At 69.7% G+C, this 21,041-nt stretch carries 16 protein-coding genes and 2 pseudogenes; 9 read left to right on the top strand and 9 right to left on the bottom strand.

Annotated elements, in window-relative coordinates:
• Positions 1 to 32: 32 nt before the first annotated feature.
• Positions 33 to 971 (bottom strand): MFS transporter, encoded by a 939-nt coding sequence (locus Rai3103_RS08490; protein WP_153572233.1) that lies wholly within the window; start codon positions 969 to 971, stop codon positions 33 to 35.
• An 11-nt stretch (positions 972 to 982) separates the two neighbouring features.
• Positions 983 to 1,219, bottom strand: a complete 237-nt coding sequence (locus tag Rai3103_RS08485; protein WP_153572232.1) for a hypothetical protein — start codon at positions 1,217 to 1,219, stop codon at positions 983 to 985.
• A 184-nt stretch (positions 1,220 to 1,403) separates the two neighbouring features.
• Here Rai3103_RS08485 and Rai3103_RS08480 point away from each other — a divergent pair, with 184 nt between their 5' ends.
• From Rai3103_RS08480 to Rai3103_RS08465, 4 genes are all read left to right on the top strand, one after another.
• A complete protein-coding gene (locus Rai3103_RS08480; protein WP_153572231.1) occupies positions 1,404 to 3,725 on the top strand; it encodes a carbon starvation CstA family protein in 2,322 nt (773 codons plus the stop codon).
• Complete coding sequence (locus tag Rai3103_RS08475) at positions 3,722 to 4,012, top strand: YbdD/YjiX family protein (RefSeq protein WP_153572230.1); 291 nt, start codon at positions 3,722 to 3,724, stop codon at positions 4,010 to 4,012. The genes Rai3103_RS08480 and Rai3103_RS08475 overlap by 4 nt, the downstream gene beginning before the upstream one ends.
• Before the next feature lie 597 nt (positions 4,013 to 4,609).
• On the top strand, positions 4,610 to 5,869 hold the full coding sequence (locus Rai3103_RS08470) for an ROK family transcriptional regulator (RefSeq protein ID WP_153572229.1): 1,260 nt from the start codon (positions 4,610 to 4,612) through the stop codon (positions 5,867 to 5,869).
• Between the two features lie 116 nt (positions 5,870 to 5,985).
• The gene (locus Rai3103_RS08465; RefSeq protein ID WP_153572228.1) at positions 5,986 to 6,960 is read left to right on the top strand and encodes an ROK family glucokinase; all 975 of its coding nucleotides are present in this window, start codon (positions 5,986 to 5,988) and stop codon (positions 6,958 to 6,960) included.
• Between the two features lie 166 nt (positions 6,961 to 7,126).
• Here the strand turns inward: Rai3103_RS08465 and Rai3103_RS08460 are convergent, their stop codons facing one another.
• On the bottom strand, positions 7,127 to 7,813 hold the full coding sequence (locus Rai3103_RS08460) for a sugar O-acetyltransferase (protein ID WP_228488799.1): 687 nt from the start codon (positions 7,811 to 7,813) through the stop codon (positions 7,127 to 7,129).
• A 206-nt stretch (positions 7,814 to 8,019) separates the two neighbouring features.
• Here Rai3103_RS08460 and Rai3103_RS08455 point away from each other — a divergent pair, with 206 nt between their 5' ends.
• The 4 genes and pseudogenes from Rai3103_RS08455 (at position 8,020) to Rai3103_RS08440 (ending at position 14,548) form a co-directional block, all read left to right on the top strand.
• Positions 8,020 to 9,714: an NAD(P)-binding protein gene (locus tag Rai3103_RS08455; protein WP_153572227.1), complete on the top strand. Its 1,695-nt coding sequence runs from the start codon at positions 8,020 to 8,022 to the stop codon at positions 9,712 to 9,714.
• A 3-nt stretch (positions 9,715 to 9,717) separates the two neighbouring features.
• Positions 9,718 to 13,310 (top strand): annotated as a pseudogene (nifJ, locus tag Rai3103_RS08450) (pyruvate:ferredoxin (flavodoxin) oxidoreductase).
• 1 nt (position 13,311) lies between these two features.
• Positions 13,312 to 14,321 (top strand): annotated as a pseudogene (locus tag Rai3103_RS08445) (dihydroorotate dehydrogenase-like protein).
• A gap of 11 nt (positions 14,322 to 14,332) precedes the next feature.
• Positions 14,333 to 14,548 (top strand): hypothetical protein, encoded by a 216-nt coding sequence (locus tag Rai3103_RS08440; RefSeq protein WP_153572226.1) that lies wholly within the window; start codon positions 14,333 to 14,335, stop codon positions 14,546 to 14,548.
• 220 nt (positions 14,549 to 14,768) lie between these two features.
• On the opposite strand, the gene Rai3103_RS08435 is transcribed toward Rai3103_RS08440, so the two are convergent.
• The gene (locus tag Rai3103_RS08435; protein WP_153572225.1) at positions 14,769 to 15,527 is read right to left on the bottom strand and encodes a helix-turn-helix domain-containing protein; all 759 of its coding nucleotides are present in this window, start codon (positions 15,525 to 15,527) and stop codon (positions 14,769 to 14,771) included.
• The gene (locus tag Rai3103_RS08430; protein ID WP_153572224.1) at positions 15,524 to 15,904 is read right to left on the bottom strand and encodes a hypothetical protein; all 381 of its coding nucleotides are present in this window, start codon (positions 15,902 to 15,904) and stop codon (positions 15,524 to 15,526) included. Before Rai3103_RS08430 ends, Rai3103_RS08435 begins: the two co-directional genes overlap by 4 nt.
• A 273-nt stretch (positions 15,905 to 16,177) precedes the next feature.
• Between Rai3103_RS08430 and Rai3103_RS08425 the strand changes: the two genes are divergently transcribed.
• On the top strand, positions 16,178 to 17,563 hold the full coding sequence (locus Rai3103_RS08425; protein ID WP_153572223.1) for an MFS transporter: 1,386 nt from the start codon (positions 16,178 to 16,180) through the stop codon (positions 17,561 to 17,563).
• Positions 17,564 to 17,623: 60 nt separating this feature from the next.
• Here the strand turns inward: Rai3103_RS08425 and Rai3103_RS08420 are convergent, their stop codons facing one another.
• The 4 genes from Rai3103_RS08420 to Rai3103_RS08405 all read right to left on the bottom strand — a co-directional run bounded on the left by Rai3103_RS08420 (position 17,624) and on the right by Rai3103_RS08405 (position 20,969).
• Positions 17,624 to 18,310, bottom strand: a complete 687-nt coding sequence (locus Rai3103_RS08420; RefSeq protein WP_194793060.1) for a hemerythrin domain-containing protein — start codon at positions 18,308 to 18,310, stop codon at positions 17,624 to 17,626.
• A gap of 142 nt (positions 18,311 to 18,452) precedes the next feature.
• Positions 18,453 to 19,226 (bottom strand): maleylpyruvate isomerase family mycothiol-dependent enzyme, encoded by a 774-nt coding sequence (locus Rai3103_RS08415; RefSeq protein WP_153572221.1) that lies wholly within the window; start codon positions 19,224 to 19,226, stop codon positions 18,453 to 18,455.
• Complete coding sequence (locus Rai3103_RS08410) at positions 19,223 to 19,873, bottom strand: TetR/AcrR family transcriptional regulator (protein ID WP_153572220.1); 651 nt, start codon at positions 19,871 to 19,873, stop codon at positions 19,223 to 19,225. Before Rai3103_RS08410 ends, Rai3103_RS08415 begins: the two co-directional genes overlap by 4 nt.
• Before the next feature lie 55 nt (positions 19,874 to 19,928).
• Positions 19,929 to 20,969 (bottom strand): NAD(P)-dependent alcohol dehydrogenase, encoded by a 1,041-nt coding sequence (locus tag Rai3103_RS08405; protein WP_153572219.1) that lies wholly within the window; start codon positions 20,967 to 20,969, stop codon positions 19,929 to 19,931.
• Between the last annotated feature and the right edge of the window lie 72 nt (positions 20,970 to 21,041).

The raw sequence follows: 21,041 nt of genomic DNA, 5'->3' as shown, positions 1-21,041 counted from the left end.
CCTCCCGGAAACGTACGAGGGGCAGGCCCTCCTCAGGCGGTCCTGCGCCGCAGCGCCGGGGCGGCCGACACCGCCACCGCCAGCGCCAGCAGCGCGCCCGTGAGGGTCACCGCGAAACCGCCGGGGGACCCCACCCGGTCCAGCCCGACACCGGCAAGGCTGGAGCCCACGGAGACGCCGGTGTTGATCGAGGTCGCCACCCAGGCGAAGCCCTCGGTGACCCGCTCCGCCGGGACGAGCCGCTGCACCAGGGTCTGCGCGGCGACGAAGGTCGGCGACAGCGCCAGGCCGGTGAGGAACATCTGCACCGCCAGGGCCTCGATCGAGCGGGCGAAGAAGAAGGACCCCGCCCCGCAGCCGATCAGCACCGTCCCGAGGGTGAAATGCTGCCACGGCGCCCCGGCCCAGTGCCGCGAGCCGTAGACGAAGCCGGCCAGGAACGAACCGAGCGAGAAGAGCAACAACGCCGGGCCCGCCGTCGCGGCCCGCCCGGCCTCGGTCGCGAAGGCCACGGTCGAGACGTCCACCGCACCGAAGACGATCCCCAGCATCCCGTACGCCACGAACACCAGCCACAGCACCCGGCTGCCGGTCAGCGGCACCTTCCCCCCGGTGCGTCCCGCACCCACCGGGGGCTCGGTGTCGCGCTGCAGCAGGAAGGTCCAGCCGCCGACGAGCTGGACGGTGGCGGTGATGACCATCGGCAGCCAGTTCGCGACGGTGCCGCCCAGCCATGTCGCCAGCACCGGTCCCACCATGAAGGCGATCTCGTCCAGGGCGGCCTCCATCGAGTACGCCGTGTGGAGTTGGCCGGCATTGCGGGTGAGGTGCGTCCAGCGGGCCCGGACCAGCGTCGACATCGATCCCTGGGTGGCGCCGATCAGCGCGGCCACGGCGATCAGCATCCCGCCGGGTGCGTGGTGGGCCCCGGCGTAGGCCAGGCAGAGCCCGGCAGTCCCCGAGACCGTCACCGACGGCAGCATCACCCGGGACTGCCCGTACCGGTCGACGGCCCGGGCCAATCGGGGGCACAGATCGCCGCCGCGAGGACGTAAACCGCCGTCGTGCTACCCGCCAGGGCGTACGATCCGTAACCGAGAGAAATCAGCATGACCATTGCCAGGCCGGTCATGCCGATCGGAAGACGGGCCATCACACCCGCCAGGGAGAACCGCCACGCACCGGGCAGACTGAGGACCTCTCGGTATCGCTTCAGCACCACCACATGGTGCCACCGGGGCGCCTCCCGCTCCGGCCTCCCCGCCGACCCCGGCAACCCGGGGTGCTCGCACGAAGCGGTGATCCCGCGTGCCCGTGGGGAGGATGCCTGCACCCCCTTTTCCGTGTCCTTCCCTCCGGGTCCGCACACCGTTGTCGTGGACCCGATGACGTCAGGAGCTGTCATGACAGTCACCCGCCACGCGGGTCAGAAGCTGAAGACCGATCCCGCCCTTCCCCCGGTCGCGGTCATCGAACCGGGCGGCGTCTCGATCGGGCAGCGGATCCTCTTCAGCGGCCTCGGTGTCCTCGGAGCGGCCGCCTGGTACTTCATCGCCACCCTGCGCGGCGAGAAGGTGAGCGCCGTCTGGTTCGTGGTCGCCGCCGTCTGCACCTATCTGATCTTCCTGCGTTTCTACGCCAAGCTCATCGAGCGCAAGATCCACCGGCCGGACGACACCCGCGCCACCCCCGCCGAGGAGTTCGCCAACGGCCGTGACTTCGAGCCGACCAACCGGTCCGTCCTCTTCGGCCACCACTTCGCCGCCATCGCCGGCGCCGGCCCGCTGGTCGGGCCGGTGCTCGCGACCCAGATGGGCTATCTGCCGGGCACGATCTGGATCGTCGCCGGCGTCGTCCTCGCCGGGGCCGTCCAGGACTACATGGTGCTGCACCTGTCGATCCGGCGCAGCGGTCGCTCGCTCGGCCAGATGGCCCGCGACGAACTCGGCACCGTCGGCGGCTGGTTCGCCCTCGTCGGCGTGTTCACCATCATGATCATCCTGATCGCCGTCCTGGCCATCGTCATCATCGGGGCGCTCTCCTCGTCGCCGTGGGGCGTGTTCTCCATCGCGATGACGATCCCGATCGCCTTCCTGATGGGCCTCTACATGCGCTACATCCGGCCGGGCAAGGTCGGCGAGGCGTCAGCCATCGGTGTCGTGCTGCTCGTCTTCGCCATCGCCGGCGGTTCGCTGGTCAACTCGCACCCGGTGCTCGCGCAGGTCTTCACCCTGACCCCCGTCCAGCTTGCGTACGCCATGGCGATCTACGGCTTCCTCGCCGCGATCCTGCCGGTGTGGCTGCTGCTGGCCCCCCGCGACTACCTGTCCACCTTCATGAAGGTCGGCACGATCGTCTTCCTCGCCCTGGCGATCCTGATCGTCCGCCCGGTGATGTCGATGCCGGCCGTCACCCACTTCGCCCTGGACGGAAAGGGGCCCGCCTTCGCAGGCAACCTCTTCCCGTTCCTCTTCATCACCATCGCCTGCGGCGCCCTGTCCGGCTTCCACTCGCTGATCTCCTCCGGCACGACGCCGAAGATGATCCAGAAGGAGTCCCAGGCCCGGCTGATCGGCTACGGCGGCATGCTGACCGAGTCGTTCGTCGCCATCTCGGCGCTGATCGCCGCCGCGGTCATCGACCAGCACCTCTACTTCGGCATGAACGCACCGTTGGGTCTGACCGGAGGCACGCCGGCGACCGCGGCCACGTACACCAACGGACTGCACCTGTTGACCGGCTCCGGCGCGCCGCTGCAGGCCGCGACCCCGGACCTGTTCTCGACGGCTGCGGCCGAGGTCGGCGAGAAGTCGATCATCTCCCGTACGGGTGGCGCACCGACCCTCGCCTTCGGCATGGCCCATATCCTGAGCCAGATCCCGATCGTCGGTGCGGCGAAGGCGTTCTGGTACCACTTCGCGGTGATGTTCGAGGCGCTCTTCATCCTCACCACCGTTGACGCCGGCACCCGAGTGGCGCGGTTCATGCTCTCCGACTCGCTGGCGAACATCCCCGGCTGGGGCAAGTTCCGCGACCCGTCCTGGCGTCCCGGCGCTTGGTTGTGCACGGCGATCGTCGTGGTCGGCTGGGGCTCCATCGTGGTGATGGGCGTCACCGATCCGCTCGGTGGCATCAACATGCTGTTCCCGCTCTTCGGCATCGCCAACCAGCTGCTCGCCGCGATCGCGCTCACCGTGGTGTTCGTCGTGGTGATGAAGAAGGGTCTCTTCCGCTGGGCCTGGATCCCGGCCCTGCCGCTGCTGTGGGACCTGACCATCACGATGTGGGCGTCCTGGCAGAAGATCTTCTCCCCCAACGCGTCGCTCGGCTACTGGGCGCTGAACGCCGCGGCACGTGCGGCGAAGGCGAAGGGCGCACAGACCTTCTCCACGGCGAAGAACCCGCACGAGATCGACATGGTCATCCGCAACAGCGCCGTGCAGGGGACTCTGTCGATCCTGTACGCGGCGCTCGTGCTGATCGTCTTCCTGATCGGCGTGTGGGTCGCCGTCAAGGCCCTCCGCCAGGGTGGCCTGGCGGATGCGGAGACGGAGGGCGTGCCGTCGAAGATCTTCGCGCCGGCCAGTTTCGTGCCGACTAAGCTGGAAAAGGAGGTCTTGGCCGAGTGGCAGGCGGCTGGGGTCAACCCGTCCGGTGATGACCGACTCCCTGGCATGCACCACGTAAGCCGACAGGAGACGGTCCAGGAGGAGAACGAACTATGACCGGATTCCAGCCCGACCAGCGGACCGGGCGCTTCGCCATCGCAGTGGAGTCGGCCCGGGATGACGGCTCCGCGCCGGTGCGCGGGCCCGAGGAGGGCGACGCCGTCCAGCGCGCCTGGCACGGCACCGTCGCGGTCGTCCGTGGCCTGGCCGGACTGGACAAGTACGACCGCTACGTCGCCCATCAGTCGCGGACGCATCCCGACGAGCCACTGCTGAGCGAGGCGGAGTTCTGGCGCTGTTCCTGGGACGCCGAAGGCCGCAATCCCAAGGCGCGCTGCTGCTGACTGATCCACCCATCACCCATTAGCTCGAGGCCGGTGTCCCCACCCGGGGCGCCGGCCTCGGGCGTTGTGACGAGGTGCTGGTCCTGGGGACAGCCGCCGGGCCCTGCGACAGCCGCCGCGCATTCTGACAGCCGCCGCGCTCTCTGACAGCGGCCGCGCATTCTGACAGCCGCCGGGCCCTGCGACAGCCGCCGCGCATTCTGACAGCCGCCGCGCTCTCTGGCAGCGGCCGCGCCCCCATTTTCCCGCCGCGCGCCGATGCCCGGCGGGAAACTGGGGGCGCCGCGGCTAGCTGGAAGGGCGGCGGCTGGTGAGTGCGAGGTGCGACCAGGTGTCAGAGCCGGGCCGTCCGAGCCGGGCCGTCCGAGCCGGGCCGTCCGAGCCGGGCCGTCCGAGCCGGGCCGTCCTGGTCGTGTGCGATGATGCGCGGCCATCCGCCCGGCGAGGCGGGCACGCCATTTGCCGGACGAAGACGGCGGACGCCACCGTCCGCGTTCTTCGGATCCCCATGGCCGCGCGCATGTTACCGGTCTCACGTCGAATGATCGGACACCCCTCGCACTACCGACCGAACGTTGCAGGTGCTTTACTTGGGTTATGTCATCGACCAATGAAGGTTCTGCGGACAACTATGGTCCGGGTGGCTCGCAGTCGGCACTGCGCAGCGCGAACGAGGCGAGGGTCCTGGAGACCCTCCGCAGCCGTGGGGCGCTGACCCAGGCCGAGCTGGCACGCCGGACGTCGCTGGCACCTTCAACGGTCTCGAAGATCGTGCACACCCTGCTCGAGGCAGACGTCGTCGACATGGAGGCGGACAAGCAGGGCCGCCGCGGGCAGCTGGTCACCCTGTCGTCGTCCGCCGGGCTGGTGGCCGGCATCGACATGGGCCGTGACCACGTCCACGTGGCCTTGGCGAACCTGGCCCACGAAGTGGTGGCGGAGCAGCACCGTACGCTCCCCCAGGGCCACACGATGACGAAGGGTCTGGGGTCCGCCGACGACACCTTGACCGAGCTGCTCGACGGCCTGGGTCTGCCGCGCCGGCGAGTGGTCGGCGCCTGCCTCTCGATCCCCGCCCCGATCGACGCGAGCGGAGTGATCAGTGCCAGCGCCCTGATGCCCGGTTGGACCGGCGGCGGCAACGTGGCGACCAGCGCCGCAGAGGTGTTCGGCCTGCCTGTCCTGGTCGAGAACGACGCGAACCTCGGCGCCCTCGGCGAGGCCACCTGGGGAGCCGGCCGCGACATCAAGAACCTCGTCTACCTCAAGGTCGCCAACGGCATCGGCGCCGGCCTGATCCTCAACGGCGAGATCTTCCGGGGAGCTACGGGCACGGCCGGCGAGATCGGACACACCACCGTGGTCGAGAACGGAGCCATCTGCCAGTGCGGCAACAGGGGCTGCCTGGAGACCGTGGCGAACTCCCCGCACGTGATCGGCCTGCTCGCCCCCACTCACGGGCGGCTCAGCATCCCCCGCATCATCGAACTGGCCCGCGCCGGCGACGTGGGCTGCCGACGCGTCCTCGGCGACACCGGGCGCGTGGTCGGACTGGCCGTCGCCAATCTGTGCAACATCGTCAATCCCCAACGCCTCATCGTCGGAGGCGAACTCTCCGCCGCTGAGGACCTCCTGCTCGGCCCCATGCGGGAGTCCGTTCGCCTCAACGGGATCCCGGGCGCCGTACGTTCCTTGGAGATCGTCCGGGCCGAGCTGGGTGCCCGGGCCCACGTGCTGGGCGCCGTGGCCTTCGCCCTGGCCCACGTCACGCCCGAGGCCCTCACCGCCACGGCCGCCGGCGCCACGGCCGACGACCGGTCCCCGCTCGATGCGGAGACCGGGGCCGCGATCAGCTGACCGGGGCCGCGGCCCGCTCTTCCACCGACCACCACCCGAACAAGCCCCGGCCGTCCGCCCGGACCGCCGGCCACCCGCGCCCCACACGGCGCACACCGACCGCCATGGAGACATCGATGTCAACCCTGACCCACCGCCCCTTGCCGACGCGTCCGACCATCGGGGTCGACGTCGGGGGGACCAAGATCGCCGCCGGTCTTGTCGACGGCGAAGGCACGATCCTGGCGACCGTACGGCGCCCCACACCGGCCAGGGACACCGCCGAGGTGGTCGACACGATCGCCGAACTGGTGGCCGAACTGTCTGAGGGTCAGGACGTCGAGGCGGTCGGGATCGGCGCGGCCGGATTCATCGACTCCGCCCGGTCGACCGTCCTCTTCGCCCCCAACCTCGCCTGGCGCGACGAACCCCTGAAGCTGAAGGTCGAGCAACGTTGCGGTCTGCCGGTCGTCGTGGAGAACGACGCGAACGCCGCCGCCTGGGGTGAGTTCCGTTTCGGCGCCGCCCAGGAGGCCTCCTCCGCGGTGGTGATCACGGTCGGTACCGGCATCGGCGGCGGGGTGATCCTCGACAACCAACTCGTCCGCGGGGACCATGGCATCGCCGCGGAAATCGGGCACATCAAGGTCGACCGGGGCGGGCGGCGATGCGGATGCGGGCAACGCGGGTGCCTGGAGAGTTACTGCAGCGGGCGGGCACTGCTCCGTGAGGCCCGCGAGATCGCCAGGACCTCTCCCCATGACGCCGCGCGGTTGCTCGAACTGGCCGGCGGATCGGCCGAGAAGATCACCGGCCTGCACGTGACGCGCGCGGCGGAGGAGGGTGACCCCGCGGCCCTCGAATGCTTCGGTCAGGTCGGGTGGTGGCTCGGCAACGGGATGGCCGACCTGGCGGCCGTGCTCGATCCTGCGATGTTCGTGCTCGCCGGCGGGGTGAGCGAGGCCGGCGACCTGCTCCTGGCCCCCGCGCAGGCAGCCTTCAAGGCCACGCTCAGCGCCGCCGACTTCCGGCCCGTCGCCGACGTACGCCTCGCCACCCTTGGCAACGATGCCGGCATCATCGGCGCGGCCGACCTCGCCCGGACGCGCTGAGGGCAGGCGGTTTCGGGGCGGCCTACCTCGCACAGCCGCCGTCGTTCCATTTCCCTGCCGGGCGTCGGCGCCCGGCGACTGACTGAAACGGCGGCGGCTGCTCTGCACCCCGAGGCGGTCACGGCCCTCGGGCGATGCCGGAGACGTCACGCCCGCCCGGGGGATCTCAGGCGTAGACCTCGGTCGGCCCGAGGGTGCGGATCACCCGAGCCGGGTTGCCCACCGCCACCACGTCCGCGGGGAGGTCACGGGTGACCACGGCACCCGCGCCGACGACGGTGTTGTCACCGATGCTCACTCCCGGGCAGACGATCACCCCGCCGCCGAGCCAGACGTTGTCGCCCAGGGTGATCGGCGCCGCGCCCTCCCAGCCGGCCCGCCGCAACGGCGGATCCACCGGGTGGGTGGGGGTGAGCAGTTGCACGTTCGGTCCCAGCTGGCAGTGCTCCCCGATCCGGATCGGGGCGACGTCCAAGGCGGTGAGCCCGAAGTTTACGAAGGTCCCGGCGCCGATGTGCAGGTGGCGTCCGTAGTCGACGTGGAGCGGCGCCCGCACCTCGACATCTTCACCCAAGGTCCCGAGCAGCTCGGCCAGGACGGCCCGACGGCCCTGCCCGTCCCGGGCCGGGGTGGCGTTGAAGCGCTCGGCGAGCTCGGCGGCGCGGGACGACTCCTCGCCGATCCGGGATGAGGCCGCGGCGACGTACAGCTCGCCGGCCACCATCCGGTCCCAGTGGTCCCGGTCGTCACCGTCGTCGGGGCGGACGAAGGAGTCGGCGCCGATCGGGTCCCCCGCACGATGGCCGTGTCCGAGGTCGGTCTGTCCATGGTCGGGTCGAGGTAGGTCAGCCATGCCACGAGCCTAGGTCGAGCGGCTTCGTTCCACATCGCGGGCGGGTGAGGGACGAGAGATCCGCCACAACGAGCGCGGCAGTACTACGTGATCCGTAGATTATTGAAGCCCGTACGACCACCTCCACGGCTGGTCCGACGCCACCTCTGCGACCTCTGCGCCACCCGGCGGATTTCGGGTACGACAACCAGTAGTAATCTGACGCCATGCAGAGCCGCAAGGACGTCACCAAGCTCCCCGACCTCGGCGCAACGCAAGGACGGGTCACCCCCCAGCGAACTCGCCGGCCGGTCTACGTGGACCTGCTCCCCCCGTGCAACGCGGGGTGCCCCGCCGGCGAGAACATCCAGAACTGGCTGTATCTGATCAAGCAGGACCGCGCATACGATGCCTGGCGCCAGCTGACGGACGACAACCCCTTCCCGGCCATCCACGGCCGCGTGTGTTACCACCCGTGCGAGGCCGCGTGCAACCGGGCGGAGCTCGACCAATCCGTCTCGATCCACGCCGTCGAGCGCTATCTCGGCGACCTGGCGATCGAGAAGGGCTGGGCCTTCGACAAGCCCTCCCATCCCAGCGGCAAGAAGGTGCTGGTGATCGGTGCTGGCCCCTCGGGCCTCTCCGCCGCCTACCACCTGGCCCGCCTGGGGCACACCGTCGAGATCCGTGACGCCTCCGACAAGCCCGGCGGCATGATGCGCTGGGGCATCCCGGAGTACCGCCTGCCGCGTGACGTCCTCGACGCGGAGATCGCCCGCCTCGTCGACCTGGGCGTGACGATCACCTGCAACCACCCGGTGCACGACCTCGCCCTCGAGCTGGCCCAGGGCGGTTTCGACGCCTGCTTCATCGCCATCGGGGCGCACCTGTCCAAGAAGGTCGACATCCCGGCCCAGGACACCTCCAAGATGGTCGACGCGGTCAGCTTCCTGCGCGACGTCGCGGGCGGCGAGCGGCCCCTGATCGGCCGCAAGGTCGCCGTGTACGGCGGCGGCAACACCGCCATGGACGCGGCCCGGACGGCCCGACGCCTCGGCGCCGACGAGACGACGATCATCTACCGGCGTACGCGCGAGCAGATGCCGGCGCACGCCGATGAGGCGGAGGCCGCCGAGCGCGAGGGCGTCAAGATCAACTGGCTGCAGACGATCACCGAGGTCGGCGAGGACCTGACCGTCGAGATCATGGAGCTCGGCGACGACGGCCGTCCTCGCGGCACCGGCCGGTTCGAGAAGCTCGACGCCGACACGGTCATCATGGCCGTCGGCCAGAAGCCCGACACCGGCTTCCTGCACAACATCCGCGGCCTGCGGTTCGAGGACGACACCCTCCAGGTGGATCCGAAGACGTTGATGTCCGATGTCCCCGGCCTCTTCGCCGGCGGCGACGCGGTCCCCTCCGAGCGTACGGTCACCATCGGCACCGGCCACGGCAAGCGGGCGGCCCACAACATCGACATGTACCTCACCCAGGGCCAGGTCGCCGAGCCGCCGAAGCACCCGCAGGCCGACTTCGACAAGCTCAACCTGTGGTACTTCCGCGACAGCGACTCCCAGCGCACCCAGCCCGAGCTCGACCCGGAGACCCGGCTGTCGGACTTCGGCGAGATCGTCGGCGGCCTGACCCCGGACCAGGCGATGTTCGAGGCGCAGCGCTGCCTCTCCTGCGGCAACTGCTTCGAGTGCAACGGCTGCCTGGGGGCCTGCCCCGAGGACGCCGTGATCCGGCTCGGCAAGGGCCACCGCTACCGCTTCGACTACGACAAGTGCACGGGCTGCGCCACCTGCTACGAGCAGTGCCCGGTCCATGCGATCGAGATGGTGCCCGAGGGTGTCGCGCTGCCGCCTGACCTGGCGTCCGCCGCACAGTCCCACGAGGCCTCGACCAGGATTGGACTCTGAGCCATGCGCAAGATCATCGATGGCAATGAGGCCGCCGCTTCGGTGGCCTTCCGACTCAACGAGCTCTGCTCGATCTACCCGATCACGCCCTCGTCGACGATGGCCGAACTGTGCGACGAGTGGTCCGCGAAGGGCCTGCGCAACGTCTGGGACACCGTCCCGAGCGTGGTCGAGATGCAGTCCGAGGCGGGCGCCGCCGGCGCCACGCACGGCGCGCTGCAGGGCGGTGCGATGAGCACCACCTTCACCGCCTCCCAGGGCCTGCTCCTGATGATCCCGAACATGTACAAGATCGCCGGCGAGCTGACCTCCACGGTCTTCCACGTCGCGGCCCGGGCGCTCGCCACCCAGGGCCTGTCGATCTTCGGCGACCACCAGGACGTGATGGCGGTCCGCCAGACCGGTTTCGCCCTGCTCGCCTCGTGCTCCCCCAGGAGGCGCACGACATGGCGGCAGTCGCCGAGGTCGCGACGCTGCGTTCCCGGGTGCCGTTCCTGCACTTCTTCGACGGTTTCCGTACGTCACACGAGCTGAACACCGTCGAGATGCTCTCCGACGACGACCTGCGGGCGTTGGTGCCCAAGGAGCTCGTCCGTGAGCACCGCCGCCGGGCCCTCGACCCGGAGCACCCGTTCATCCGGGGCACCGCGCAGAACCCGGACGTCTACTTCCAGGCCCGGGAGTCGTCGAACACCTACTACCAGTGGGTGCCGAGCATCGTCAGCGAGGCGATGGACGAGTTCGCCGCCCTGACCGGCCGTCGCTACAACCTGGTCGAGTACACCGGCGCTCCCGACGCCGATCGGGTGATCGTGCTGATGGGGTCGGCGGTGCACACCGCGAAGGCGACCGCCGCCTACCTCAACGCCCATGGCCAGAAGGTCGGCGTCGTCAACGTACGCCTCTACCGGCCGCTGCCCACCGAGGAGCTGCTGGCCGCGATCCCCGCCAGCGTGCAGCACATCGCGGTGATGGACCGTACCAAGGAGCCGGGCTCCAACGGCGAGCCGCTGTTCCTCGACGTGGTGAGCGCGCTCGGCGAGGCGTTCGCCTCCGGCACCCGCGCCACGATGCCGAAGGTGCACGGCGGTCGCTACGGGCTCGGCTCGAAGGACCTCACGCCGGCGATGGTGGTCGGGGTCTACGACGAGCTCGCCAAGGAGCAGCCGCGGCCACGGTTCACCGTCGGCATCGACGACGACGTCACCCACCTGTCCGTGGCGTACGACGCCGACCTCGACCTCGAGGATCCGGCGACCAGTCGGGCCGTCTTCTACGGCATCGGGGCGGACGGCACCGTCGGTGCGAACAAGAACACCATCAAGATCCTCGGTGCCGACGAGGACCGCTTCGCCCAGGGCTACTTCGTCTACGACTCCAAGAAGTCCGGCTCACGGACCACCTCGCACCTGCGCTTCGGCCCCAAGCCGATCGACGCGCCGTACCTGGTGTCCAAGGCCGACTTCATCGGGATCCACCACTGGTCGATCCTGGAGAACGTCGACACCCTGACCTTCGCCCGTCGCGGCACGGTGCTGCTCCTGAACAGCCCGTACGGCGCCGACGAGGTCTGGGACCGGCTGCCGAAGCCGATGCAGGAGACGATCCTCGCCAAGGATCTCGAGGTGTACGTCATCGACGCCACCGCTGTCGCCCGCAGCGCGGGGATGGGCAACCGGACGAACACCGTCCTGCAGGCCTGCTACTTCGCGATCTCCGGGGTGCTGCCGAAGGAGGAGTCGCTCAAGCGGATCAAGGCGGCCATCACCAAGACCTACTCCCGCAAGGGCGAGGAGGTCGTCCGGAAGAACCATGCCGCGGTCGACATGGCCGTCGAGCACCTGCACAAGGTGACGATCCCCGGCGCGGTCACCTCCCAGCACGGGCTGCGCAACCCGATCCCGGCCGACGCGCCCGAGTTCGTGCGTACGGTCACCTCGGTGATGATGGCCGACCTCGGTGACACGCTGCCGGTCAGCGCGCTGCCGGTCGACGGCACCTACCCGTCCGGTACCACGCAGTACGAGAAGCGCAACGTCTCCGAGATCGTGGCCGAGTGGGACCCGGAGACCTGCATCCAGTGCGGCAACTGCTCGATCGTCTGCCCTCATGGCGTGATCCGGTCGAAGTTCTACGCCCCGGAGCTGCTGGAGGGCGCCCCCGAGGGGTTCCAGTCCGCCGAGCTGGCCGCCGCGGGCCTGCCTAACACCCGCTACACCCTGCAGGTGTTCGCCGAGGACTGCACCGGCTGCGGCCTGTGCACCGAGGCCTGCCCGGTCTCCCCGCTGGGCCAGCCGCAGAAGAAGGCGATCAACCTCTCCCACGTCCTGCCCCGCCTGGAGCAGGAGAAGAAGAACATCGAGTTCTTCGAGACGCTGCCGCAGAACAACCGGACCCGGGTCGATTTCGGCACCGTCCGTGGCACGCAGTTCCTCGAGCCGCTGTTCGAGTTCTCCGGCGCCTGCAGCGGTTGTGGTGAGACCCCGTACCTGAAGCTGCTGACGCAGCTCTTCGGGGACCGGGCGACGGTCGCCAACGCCACCGGCTGCTCCTCGATCTACGGCGGCAACCTGCCGACCACCCCGTGGGCGAAGAACGCCGAGGGTCGCGGTCCGGCATGGTCGAACAGCCTCTTCGAGGACAACGCGGAGTTCGGTCTGGGCATGCGCCTGGCCGCCGACGTACACACCGCCCAGGCCCGCAAGATGACCGGCGAACTGCGTGACGAGCTCGGCGCCGAACTGACCGACGGCCTCCTGGAGGCCCCGCAGTACAGCGAGTCCGACTTCGCCGCGCAGCGGATGCGGGTGGACCTGCTGAAGGCCCGCCTGGACGAGCTGGAGGCCGGCGACCTCGACGAATGGCACCAGGAGAAGGTCAACAACCTGCGCTCGGTGGTCGACCACCTGATCCGCCGGTCGGTGTGGATCGTCGGCGGTGACGGCTGGGCGTTCGACATCGGCTCGGGCGGTCTGGACCACGTGCTCGCCTCCGGGCGCAACGTCAACATCCTCGTCCTCGACACCGAGGTCTACTCGAACACCGGCGGCCAGGCGTCGAAGGCGTCCCCGCTCGGCGCCGTCGCCAAGTTCGCCACGGCGGGCAAGGTGACGCAGTCGAAGGACCTGGCGATGCAGGCGATCGCGTACGGCAATGTCTACGTCGCCCGCGTCGCGATGGGTGCCGACCCGCAGCAGACGCTGAAGGCGTTCCGCGAGGCCGAGGCGTACGACGGGCCGTCGCTGATCCTGGCCTACAGCCACTGCATCGCGCACGGCATCGACATGCGCAAGGGTCTCGACCAGCAGTACCTGGCCGTGAACACCGGCCACTGGCCGCTGATGCGGTACAACCCGGTGATCCGCGACGAGGGCGGCAACCCGTTCCTGCTCGACTCGCAGCGACCTCGCTTCGCGTTGCGGGAGTATCGCACCAAGGAGCTGCGGTTCCGGATGCTGCAGAAGTCGGATCCGGCCGAGGCGGAGCGCCTGCTCTCGCTGGGCCAGGAGGCGGTCGCCCGACGCTGGCAGTCGTACGAGGAACTGGCCACCCGGGGGGCCGACCAGTTCGCCGCGGATGCACGGAAGGGGCTGTGAGATGAACCTCCAGACGACGTACCTCGGCCTGCCGCTGCGCAACCCCTGGTCGCCTCGGCCGGGCCGCTGTCGCAGACGGTGGACGGGATCCAGCGGCTCGCCGACGGCGGGGTCGGTGCCGTGGTGCTCTACTCGGTCTTCGAGGAGCAGATCCGGCGCCAGGCCGACATGGATGCCGAGTTGGAGGAGCGGTACTCCGACTCGTTCGGCGAGGCCCTCTCGTACTTCCCGGATCTGCCCGGGACGAGCGAGGGCGACGTTCCCGCCGACTACCTGCGCCTGCTCGAGGAGGGGGCGAGCAAGGCTGGGGTGCCGCTCATCGGGTCGGTCAACGGTTCGACCCGAGGCGGCTGGACCCAGTACGCACGGCAACTGCAGGATGCCGGGGCCTCGGCGATCGAGCTCAACATCTACTTCGTGGTCGGCGACCTCTCGCTCTCCGGCCGCGAGGTGGAGGAGCGTCACCTGGACATCGTCCGGGCGGTCAAGCAGGCGGTGTCCATCCCGGTCGCGGTGAAGCTCTCGCCGTACTTCAGCTCGGTGGGCAACATGTGCCAGCAGCTGGTGGAGGCCGGCGCCGACGGCCTGGTGCTGTTCAACCGCTTCCTGCAGCCGGAGATCGACGTCGACGCGCTCGACGTCGAGCCGGAGGTCGAGCTGTCCTCGCAGTTCGAGGGGCGGCTGCCGCGGACCTGGATCGCCGCCCTGCGGGGGCGTGTCGGCGCCTCGCTCGCCGCGACCTCGGGTGTCCGTGACGCCGACGACCTGGTCCGCTACCTGCTCGCGGGCGCCGACGTGGTGATGTCGACCTCCGCGCTGGTGCGTAACGGCACGGAGTACGGCCGCAAGCTGCTCGAGGGCCTCGAGGACTGGATGGCCATCAAGGGCTACGAGTCCGTCGAGGACTTCCGCGGCCTGCTCTCCATCCGCCATGACGACGAGAACGCTTACCAGCGCGCCGGGTATGTGGCGGCGCTGCAGCGGGCTAAGAGCACGTACGGGTCGCTCTGACCTGCCTCGTGATGGTCAAGTACGTCGGGTCCGGCGCCAGGGGCTTCCTGGTGTCCGGGCCCGATGGGCGTACGGCGGGCGGGGTGGCGTGTGGGCACGGCGGTGCCGTCATGGCAGGCGGGCGGGCATCCGGCATGCTGGCGAGCAATGCGCAGGTGAAGGACGGCGCCCTCGTGCCGACGACCCAGCGTTCGGCCGACGAATCTGCGTTCGGCCGACGATTCTGAGCCGAGCCGACCAATCTGAAGCTCGCCGATCTTGCAAGATCGGCCAGGCTGAGAATCGGCGCAACCGCTGAGAACCGTCGGCCAACGCGGGGCACGCCCGACCACCGGTATCCCGGGGCAATCCGCTGCGCCGCAATGCACCCGGCACCCCCGATGCACCCGATGGACCCTGATGCATGCACCCGGCACCCCGCGAAGAGTGCCGCACTCCATCAGATGATCAGCGCGATGCCCGAGGCCCGTCCCCTCGGGCAGCGGCCAGGGTGGTCGACGGCGACTCGCCGTACCGTTCGGCGTAGGCCTTGGCGAACCGTCCCAGGTGCATGACACCGACCTGGGCGGCGATCGAAGCCACCGTCGCCTGTGCCGCGGGCGCGGGATCCGTGAGCAGGCGCCGGGCCCGGGCCAGGCGCCGTTCGCGGATGAACTGCAGCGGCGTCGTCGACAGGTGCTCGCTGAAGGCCGCCTGCAGTTGGCGTTCGCTCACTCCGCAGGCCGCCGCAACGTCACCGACGGTCAGTGGTTCGGCCAGATGGCGTTCGATGTGGTCACGAGCGGTGTGAAGGTAGTGCGGACCTCCCGGGGAGCGGATGGCGCGCAGCTCCGGCACCAGCGGCGCCAGCCCCAACGACAGGGTCCCCAGCAGATGTTGTTCGAGCAGTGTGGTGGACGGGGTGATGACGTCGCCGGGATGACGCGATCCTGCAGCCCGGCAGACCTCACGGATCGTGCCCGCGACCAGCTCCGGCGCCTGCAGCAGGGTGATCGCAGCATCGTCGCCGCTCCGGGGCGGGAGACTCCCGGTGATCCGGCGCCCACTCATCCGTTCCATCGTGTCGCGCAGCTCATCGGCGGTGCAGGACACGACCAGGGCCCCACGTGAGGGGGTGAGGGTAAGGAGGGAGCGGCGTTCGAGCGGCAGCAGGAAGGGTGCATCGACCACCCGGCGGCCACAAGCGTCATCCGACTCAACCGTCACCGGCGCAAGGGGAAGACCTCCACCGTCACGGGCGCGAGGGGGACGACCGCCAGCAGGCGCTGCCCCGACGTCCGGCACTCGAGCGTGACCGGGCCGGTCGAGCGCGGGCTGACCAGGCAGACACGCCCCAGCCTGATGCCCGTCACGGTGAGGATGGGCCGGGAGGCCGCCGCAGGGTCGCTCCCAGGAGTCGGTGGCTCGGCGTCCACCTGGACCGCGCGCCAGGCGACGCCGGTGGTGTCGCTGATCTCCCGGCACCACAGGTCGGGGTCGACGCCCTCGTACAGGGGCCTGGAGTTCAGCGCGAGCGCATCGTCCGGATCGCGCACCGAGCCGTGCGGCCACTCCTGCGTCACCTCGGCCCACCCCCTTGTCACCGGGACGACGATCGTACGAATCGCCGATCCGCCACCGCAAGGCTGCGGTCCGAACACGGCGTCGCGCCACACGGCGCTCTGCTCCTCACCTCCGAGGGACCTCGTGTCCCATCCCTGCGAGGGAGCTCGTGTTGTCCAGATCACGCGGCGCATTGTCCAGATCCTGCAAATGTGGCACAGACCACACCGCAACCCCGCTGTGGAACCTACGCTCTCACCGTCCCTTGAGTGCTCACTCAAGGGCTCTACGCCCCTCTGATTCAAAGGAGAACCATGAGCGCAACGCCTCCTCTCGCCGCCTCGACCGTCGACCCCGCCCGGCAGCGGCGCGACAGCCGACGCGCCCAGGCCGCGAGCTTCCTCGGCACGACGGTCGAGTTCTACGACTTCCTGCTCTACGCCTCGGCGGCCGGCCTCGTCTTCCCGAAGGTGTTCTTCGGCCAGCTCGATCCTCGCCTCGGCGCCACCCTCTCGTTCGTGATCCTCCTCTCCGGCTACCTGGCCCGCCCGCTCGGTGGCCTGGTCTTCGGGCACTTCGGCGACCGGTTCGGCCGCAAGAACGTCCTGTTCGTCACGCTGCTGCTGATGGGCCTCGTCTCGGTGGGGATCGGCCTGCTCCCGACGTACGGAGCGATCGGCATCGCCGCACCCCTCGCGCTCGTCGGGCTGCGGGTCATCCAGGGACTCGCCATGGGCGGTGAGTGGGGCGGCGCCACGCTGATGTCGATGGAGCACGCCGGAGAGAAGTCCCGCGGCCTCGGCGCGAGCATCGCCACTGTCGGTGGCCCTGCCGGCGCCGTGCTGGCGACCGTCGTCCTGGCCCTCTTCTCCCGGATGCCCGACGCCCAGTTCCTCGACTGGGGGTGGCGCATCCCGTTCCTGATGTCCGCGGTGATCGTCCTGATCGGCCTCTACCTGCGACTGCGCGTCACCGAGTCCCCCGACTTCCAGAAGGCCCTCGAGGCCGCCGCGGACGCGCACGACTCTGCGCTTCCGCTGGCGACGGTGGTCACCAAGTTCCCGGGCCAGGTGATCCTCGGCACCCTCGCGGGCGCCGCACCTCTGGCCGTCCAGGGCCTGCTGGGCAGCTTCATGGTGCCGTTCGTGGTCTCCCAGCACATCGTCGACCGCCAGTCCGCGCTGCTGATGCTGGCCGCCGGCTACCTCGCGCAGATCCCCACGCTGATGCTGTTCGCGCACCTTTCGGACCGCTTCGGCCGCCGTCCGGTGATGATCGCCGCGGGCGTCGTCAGCGCCGCGTTGATCTTCCCGGTGTTCGGACTGTTCACCTCCCGCCAGCCGGTCCTCGTCCTCGTCGCTTTCCTGGTGGGTCTGATGATCGTCCAGTCGTCGATGTTCGGCCCGCTCGGGGCGTTCCTCAGCGAGAAGTTCTCGACCGAGGCCCGCTACACCGGCGCCTCGCTCAGCTACCAGCTCGGCTCGATCGCCGGTGCCGGCACCATCCCGCTGATCGCCACCTCGCTGGTGACGCCGGCTCACGGCCTGTCGTACCTCGGGTGGTACATGATCGGGCTCTTCGTCCTGGCCCTCGCGGCGGTGCTGCTCTCCCGGGAGACCGCCGGCAAGGCCCTGCCCGGGTCCGTCGCCACCGACCGCGCCACCGACGGGGACCCCGAGCCGGAGTTCCAGTCGGTCTGACGCACACGGGTCGGGCGGATCAGACCCTGAGGGGCCGATCCGCCCGACCCGGGTCGCGAGCTACGGCGAGACGAGCGTGGGCCAGGCGGCCTGCTGCTCGATCGAGAGGGCCGGCACCGCATCGGCAGCGGTGCCGCCCCAGGCGCGCCGACGCCGCCTCCGGTACGTGCCACCGAAGACGGCCTTGAGGGCAACCTCCTGCACCTTCGACACGTTGGCCATGATGATCGCCGTGTCCTCGGGCGTCTGCGAGTCGACGAGCCACAGGCCGTACGCCGCGCGCTGCGCCGGCCCCAGGTCATCGACCCAGGCGCGCAGTTCCATCTGGTGCCACTGGGCCTGGGTCACCGAGCGGCTGACCAGCGGCATCGCCTCGCGTTCCTCCCGGGCCAGATGGGGCAGCAACGGCACCTCGAACGCCGTGATCGCGGTCAGCACCTCAGGTGCAGGTGCCTGGCCGTCGGCGAAGCGGGCGGCCACCTCGGTCAGGGCCTCCATCGGCGGGTGGATCGCGTGGTGTTCCTCGCCCATCCGCCGGATCAGGTCACGGGCCGACGGGTCCTCGACCGGCAGATGCGGGTAGATCTCCCGATCCTCTCCGGCATGGTGGTGCAGGATGAAGCCGACCAGCCACTGCAGCTCGAAGCCCACGGCGCGTCGGCGCTGGGGCGTCAGCGTCTCGGGGGTGCCGAGCACGACGCGGGCTCGGACCAGCGTGCGTCGCATCGCCGAGTGGGCGATGGTCATACTGCGTGTGTCGGCAGGCCCTGATGGATCGATGGTCATGATGTCCCCTGTCGTCAGGGGTCTCCTCGGGGAGACTCATCGGATGTGTTCGGAGGCGTCCGGCAGGAAGTGCCTGAGCACGGTGTCGTACGCCTGGTGGGCGTCAGAAGGCGACGCGAGCGTCCCGCAGGACGCGGGCAAGAGGCGGCGGAAGGGTGTCGAGCCAGCCGGACCCCGCCTCGCGCCCGGACAGGTGACGGAGGAACCCCACGACATCAAGGGCCACGACCGGGGCCGGACCGCTACCTCCCAGCAGGAAGGTGCCGCCTCCCGAGCCGCTCAGCACCAGTTCGACGGCAGGGCCGGACCAGGAACGTGCGAGATCACGCATCACCTGGACGACGACCTCGGTGTCCGAGGGGTCCGGTGTCACGCTCATCCCCGTCGCGCGGGCGATGTCGTGGCGATGCATCCAGACGTCCCGCGGTGCGATCACGTACTGGAGGTAGTAGATGTCGGATCGCCTCGGGAGTGAGCCGTCGTTGACGGGCACTCGATGCAGGAAGCTCGGGAAGAAGGCGATCGGCGCCAGTCTTGCGGCATCGGCGAGGATCGTGTCCACGGAAGCGCTGCGGCGGTCATCGATCTGGGCCTCGTTAAGGGCATCCAGCAGGAGCTGACCCCGATGCCGGATGAGCCCGACAGCCGCGTGATACACGAGCAGGTGAGGGTGGCGCTGCTCATCCATGGCCGCCACCACGTGGCAGACCATGTCGCGGACCCGCCACGGCGGGCACTCCGTGGGCGTCAGCCATTGCTCGGGGGTGAGGGCCCGGACCTCGTCGAGCAGGCGCGCCCGTTGGGCGAGAACGACGGCTCTGCCCCGGTCGAGCGGTGTCAGGGGAATCTCCTCGGCTCGGGATCCGGTGGGGTTCATGGCCGACTCCTGACATAGGGGCCCACGACGTGCGTGATCAGGTAGCGGAGGACGGGAGTGATCGGCCCGTCCTCGTACGGAGCACCGGGCTCGTTCACGACTTTGCGTGTCATCACGCCGGCGACGACCGTGATGACGGCCTCGGCCAGCAGGTCCGGGTCGACGAGAGGATCCAGCCTGCCGGCGGAGATCCAGTCACCGATCTCGTCCCGGGCGAGCTGGGCGACGCGGAGCGAGGGAGCGTACGCCTCATCCGACGGGGTGAACCGGGGCACCGGGCGCCAGAACATCAGCTGTCCGAGCGCGGGGTTCGCCACTCCCCACCGCGTGATGCCCTCGGCCAGGGCCACCGCCCGGGCCACCGGGTCGGTCTCCCGGGTGATCGGCCCGAGCTGGGCACGGACGTCAGCGAGGGCAGCCAGGGCGGCTTCCCATCCGCGTCGGAACAGCTCGTCGTAGAGCGCGTCCTTGGAGTCGAAGTAGGTGTAGAGGGACGGCGGGCGGACACCCATTCGCCGGGCGATCTCCCCCAGGGACAGACCGGCGACGCCGTCGGTCGTCATGATGTCGACGGCGTGGTCGACGATCTCCTCGATCGTGGCCTGACGTCGGAGGTGACGGCGCTGCCCCGATGTGACGCTCACCACGATCACCTCCTACAAGTAGAAGGTAATCCTTATGCCATTAGGAAGCAAGAGCCGCTCAGAAGGTCGACGCGTCGATGGCGAAGCGGTACTTCACGTCCGACTTCATCATCCGGTCGTACGCCTCGTTGATGCCGTCGGCGTCGATGACCTCGACCTGGGCGCCGATCTGGTTCTCCGCGCAGAAGTCCAGTACCTCCTGGGTCTCCGCGATGCCCCCGATCAGCGAGCCGACGAAGGATCGACGGTGGTTGGTGAAGAGGCGGACGGGCGCCTGGAAGGGCTCCTGTGGCAGCGCCACGTTGCACATCACACCGTCCACGCGCAGGGTCGCCATGTAGGCGCCGAAGTCCAACGGTGCGGCCACCGTGTTGAGCACGAAGTCGAACCTGCCACGGACGGCGTCCAGCGCCCCCGCCTCAGCGGTCGCGACGTAGTCGGTGGCACCGAAGCGCAGAGCGTCCGCCTTCTTCGACGGGCTGTGGGAGAGGACGGTGACCTCCGCCCCCAGCGCCGCGGCGATCTGGACACCCATGTGGCCGAGGCCGCCCAGCCCGACGACGGCAACGCGGGACCCCTCGCCGACGCCCCAGTGCCGCAGCGGTGAGTAGGTGGTGATGCCGGCGCAGAGGATCGGCGCGGCGTTCTCGGGCGGAAGGGTCTCCGGGACGTGCACCGTGAAGGCCTCGCGGACCACGATCTGCTGCGCGTAGCCGCCCTGGGTGTACTCGCCGTCGGGCATCGTCTGGCCGTAGGTGAGGACGCGGCGGGCACAGAACTGCTCCTCCCCCGCCAGGCAGTACTCGCACTCTCCGCAGGAGTCCACCATGCAGCCGACACCGACCAGGTCACCGATCCTGAACTGCGTCACCTCCGCTCCGACGGCGGACACGGTGCCGACGATCTCGTGCCCCGGGGCGAGCGGCCACGTACGATCCCCCCACTCACCGGTGACCGTGCTGACGTCGGAGTGGCAGATACCGCAGTAGGCGATGTCGATCTGCACGTCGTCGGCGCGCAGGTCGCGACGCTGGACGGTGATCGGCTCGAGCGGCTTGCCAGCGGCGGGGGCACCCCAGGCACGAACGGTGGTGGACATAGGACCCTCCTGTCGATGCGGACACCCTGCACGTTAGTCACCGGGACTGACACCGGCCAACGGGCGTCCCTA

Source organism: Raineyella fluvialis, assembly GCF_009646095.1.
GTDB lineage: Bacteria > Actinomycetota > Actinomycetes > Propionibacteriales > Propionibacteriaceae > Raineyella > Raineyella fluvialis.
This window is presented reverse-complemented; position numbering and strand designations above follow the sequence as displayed.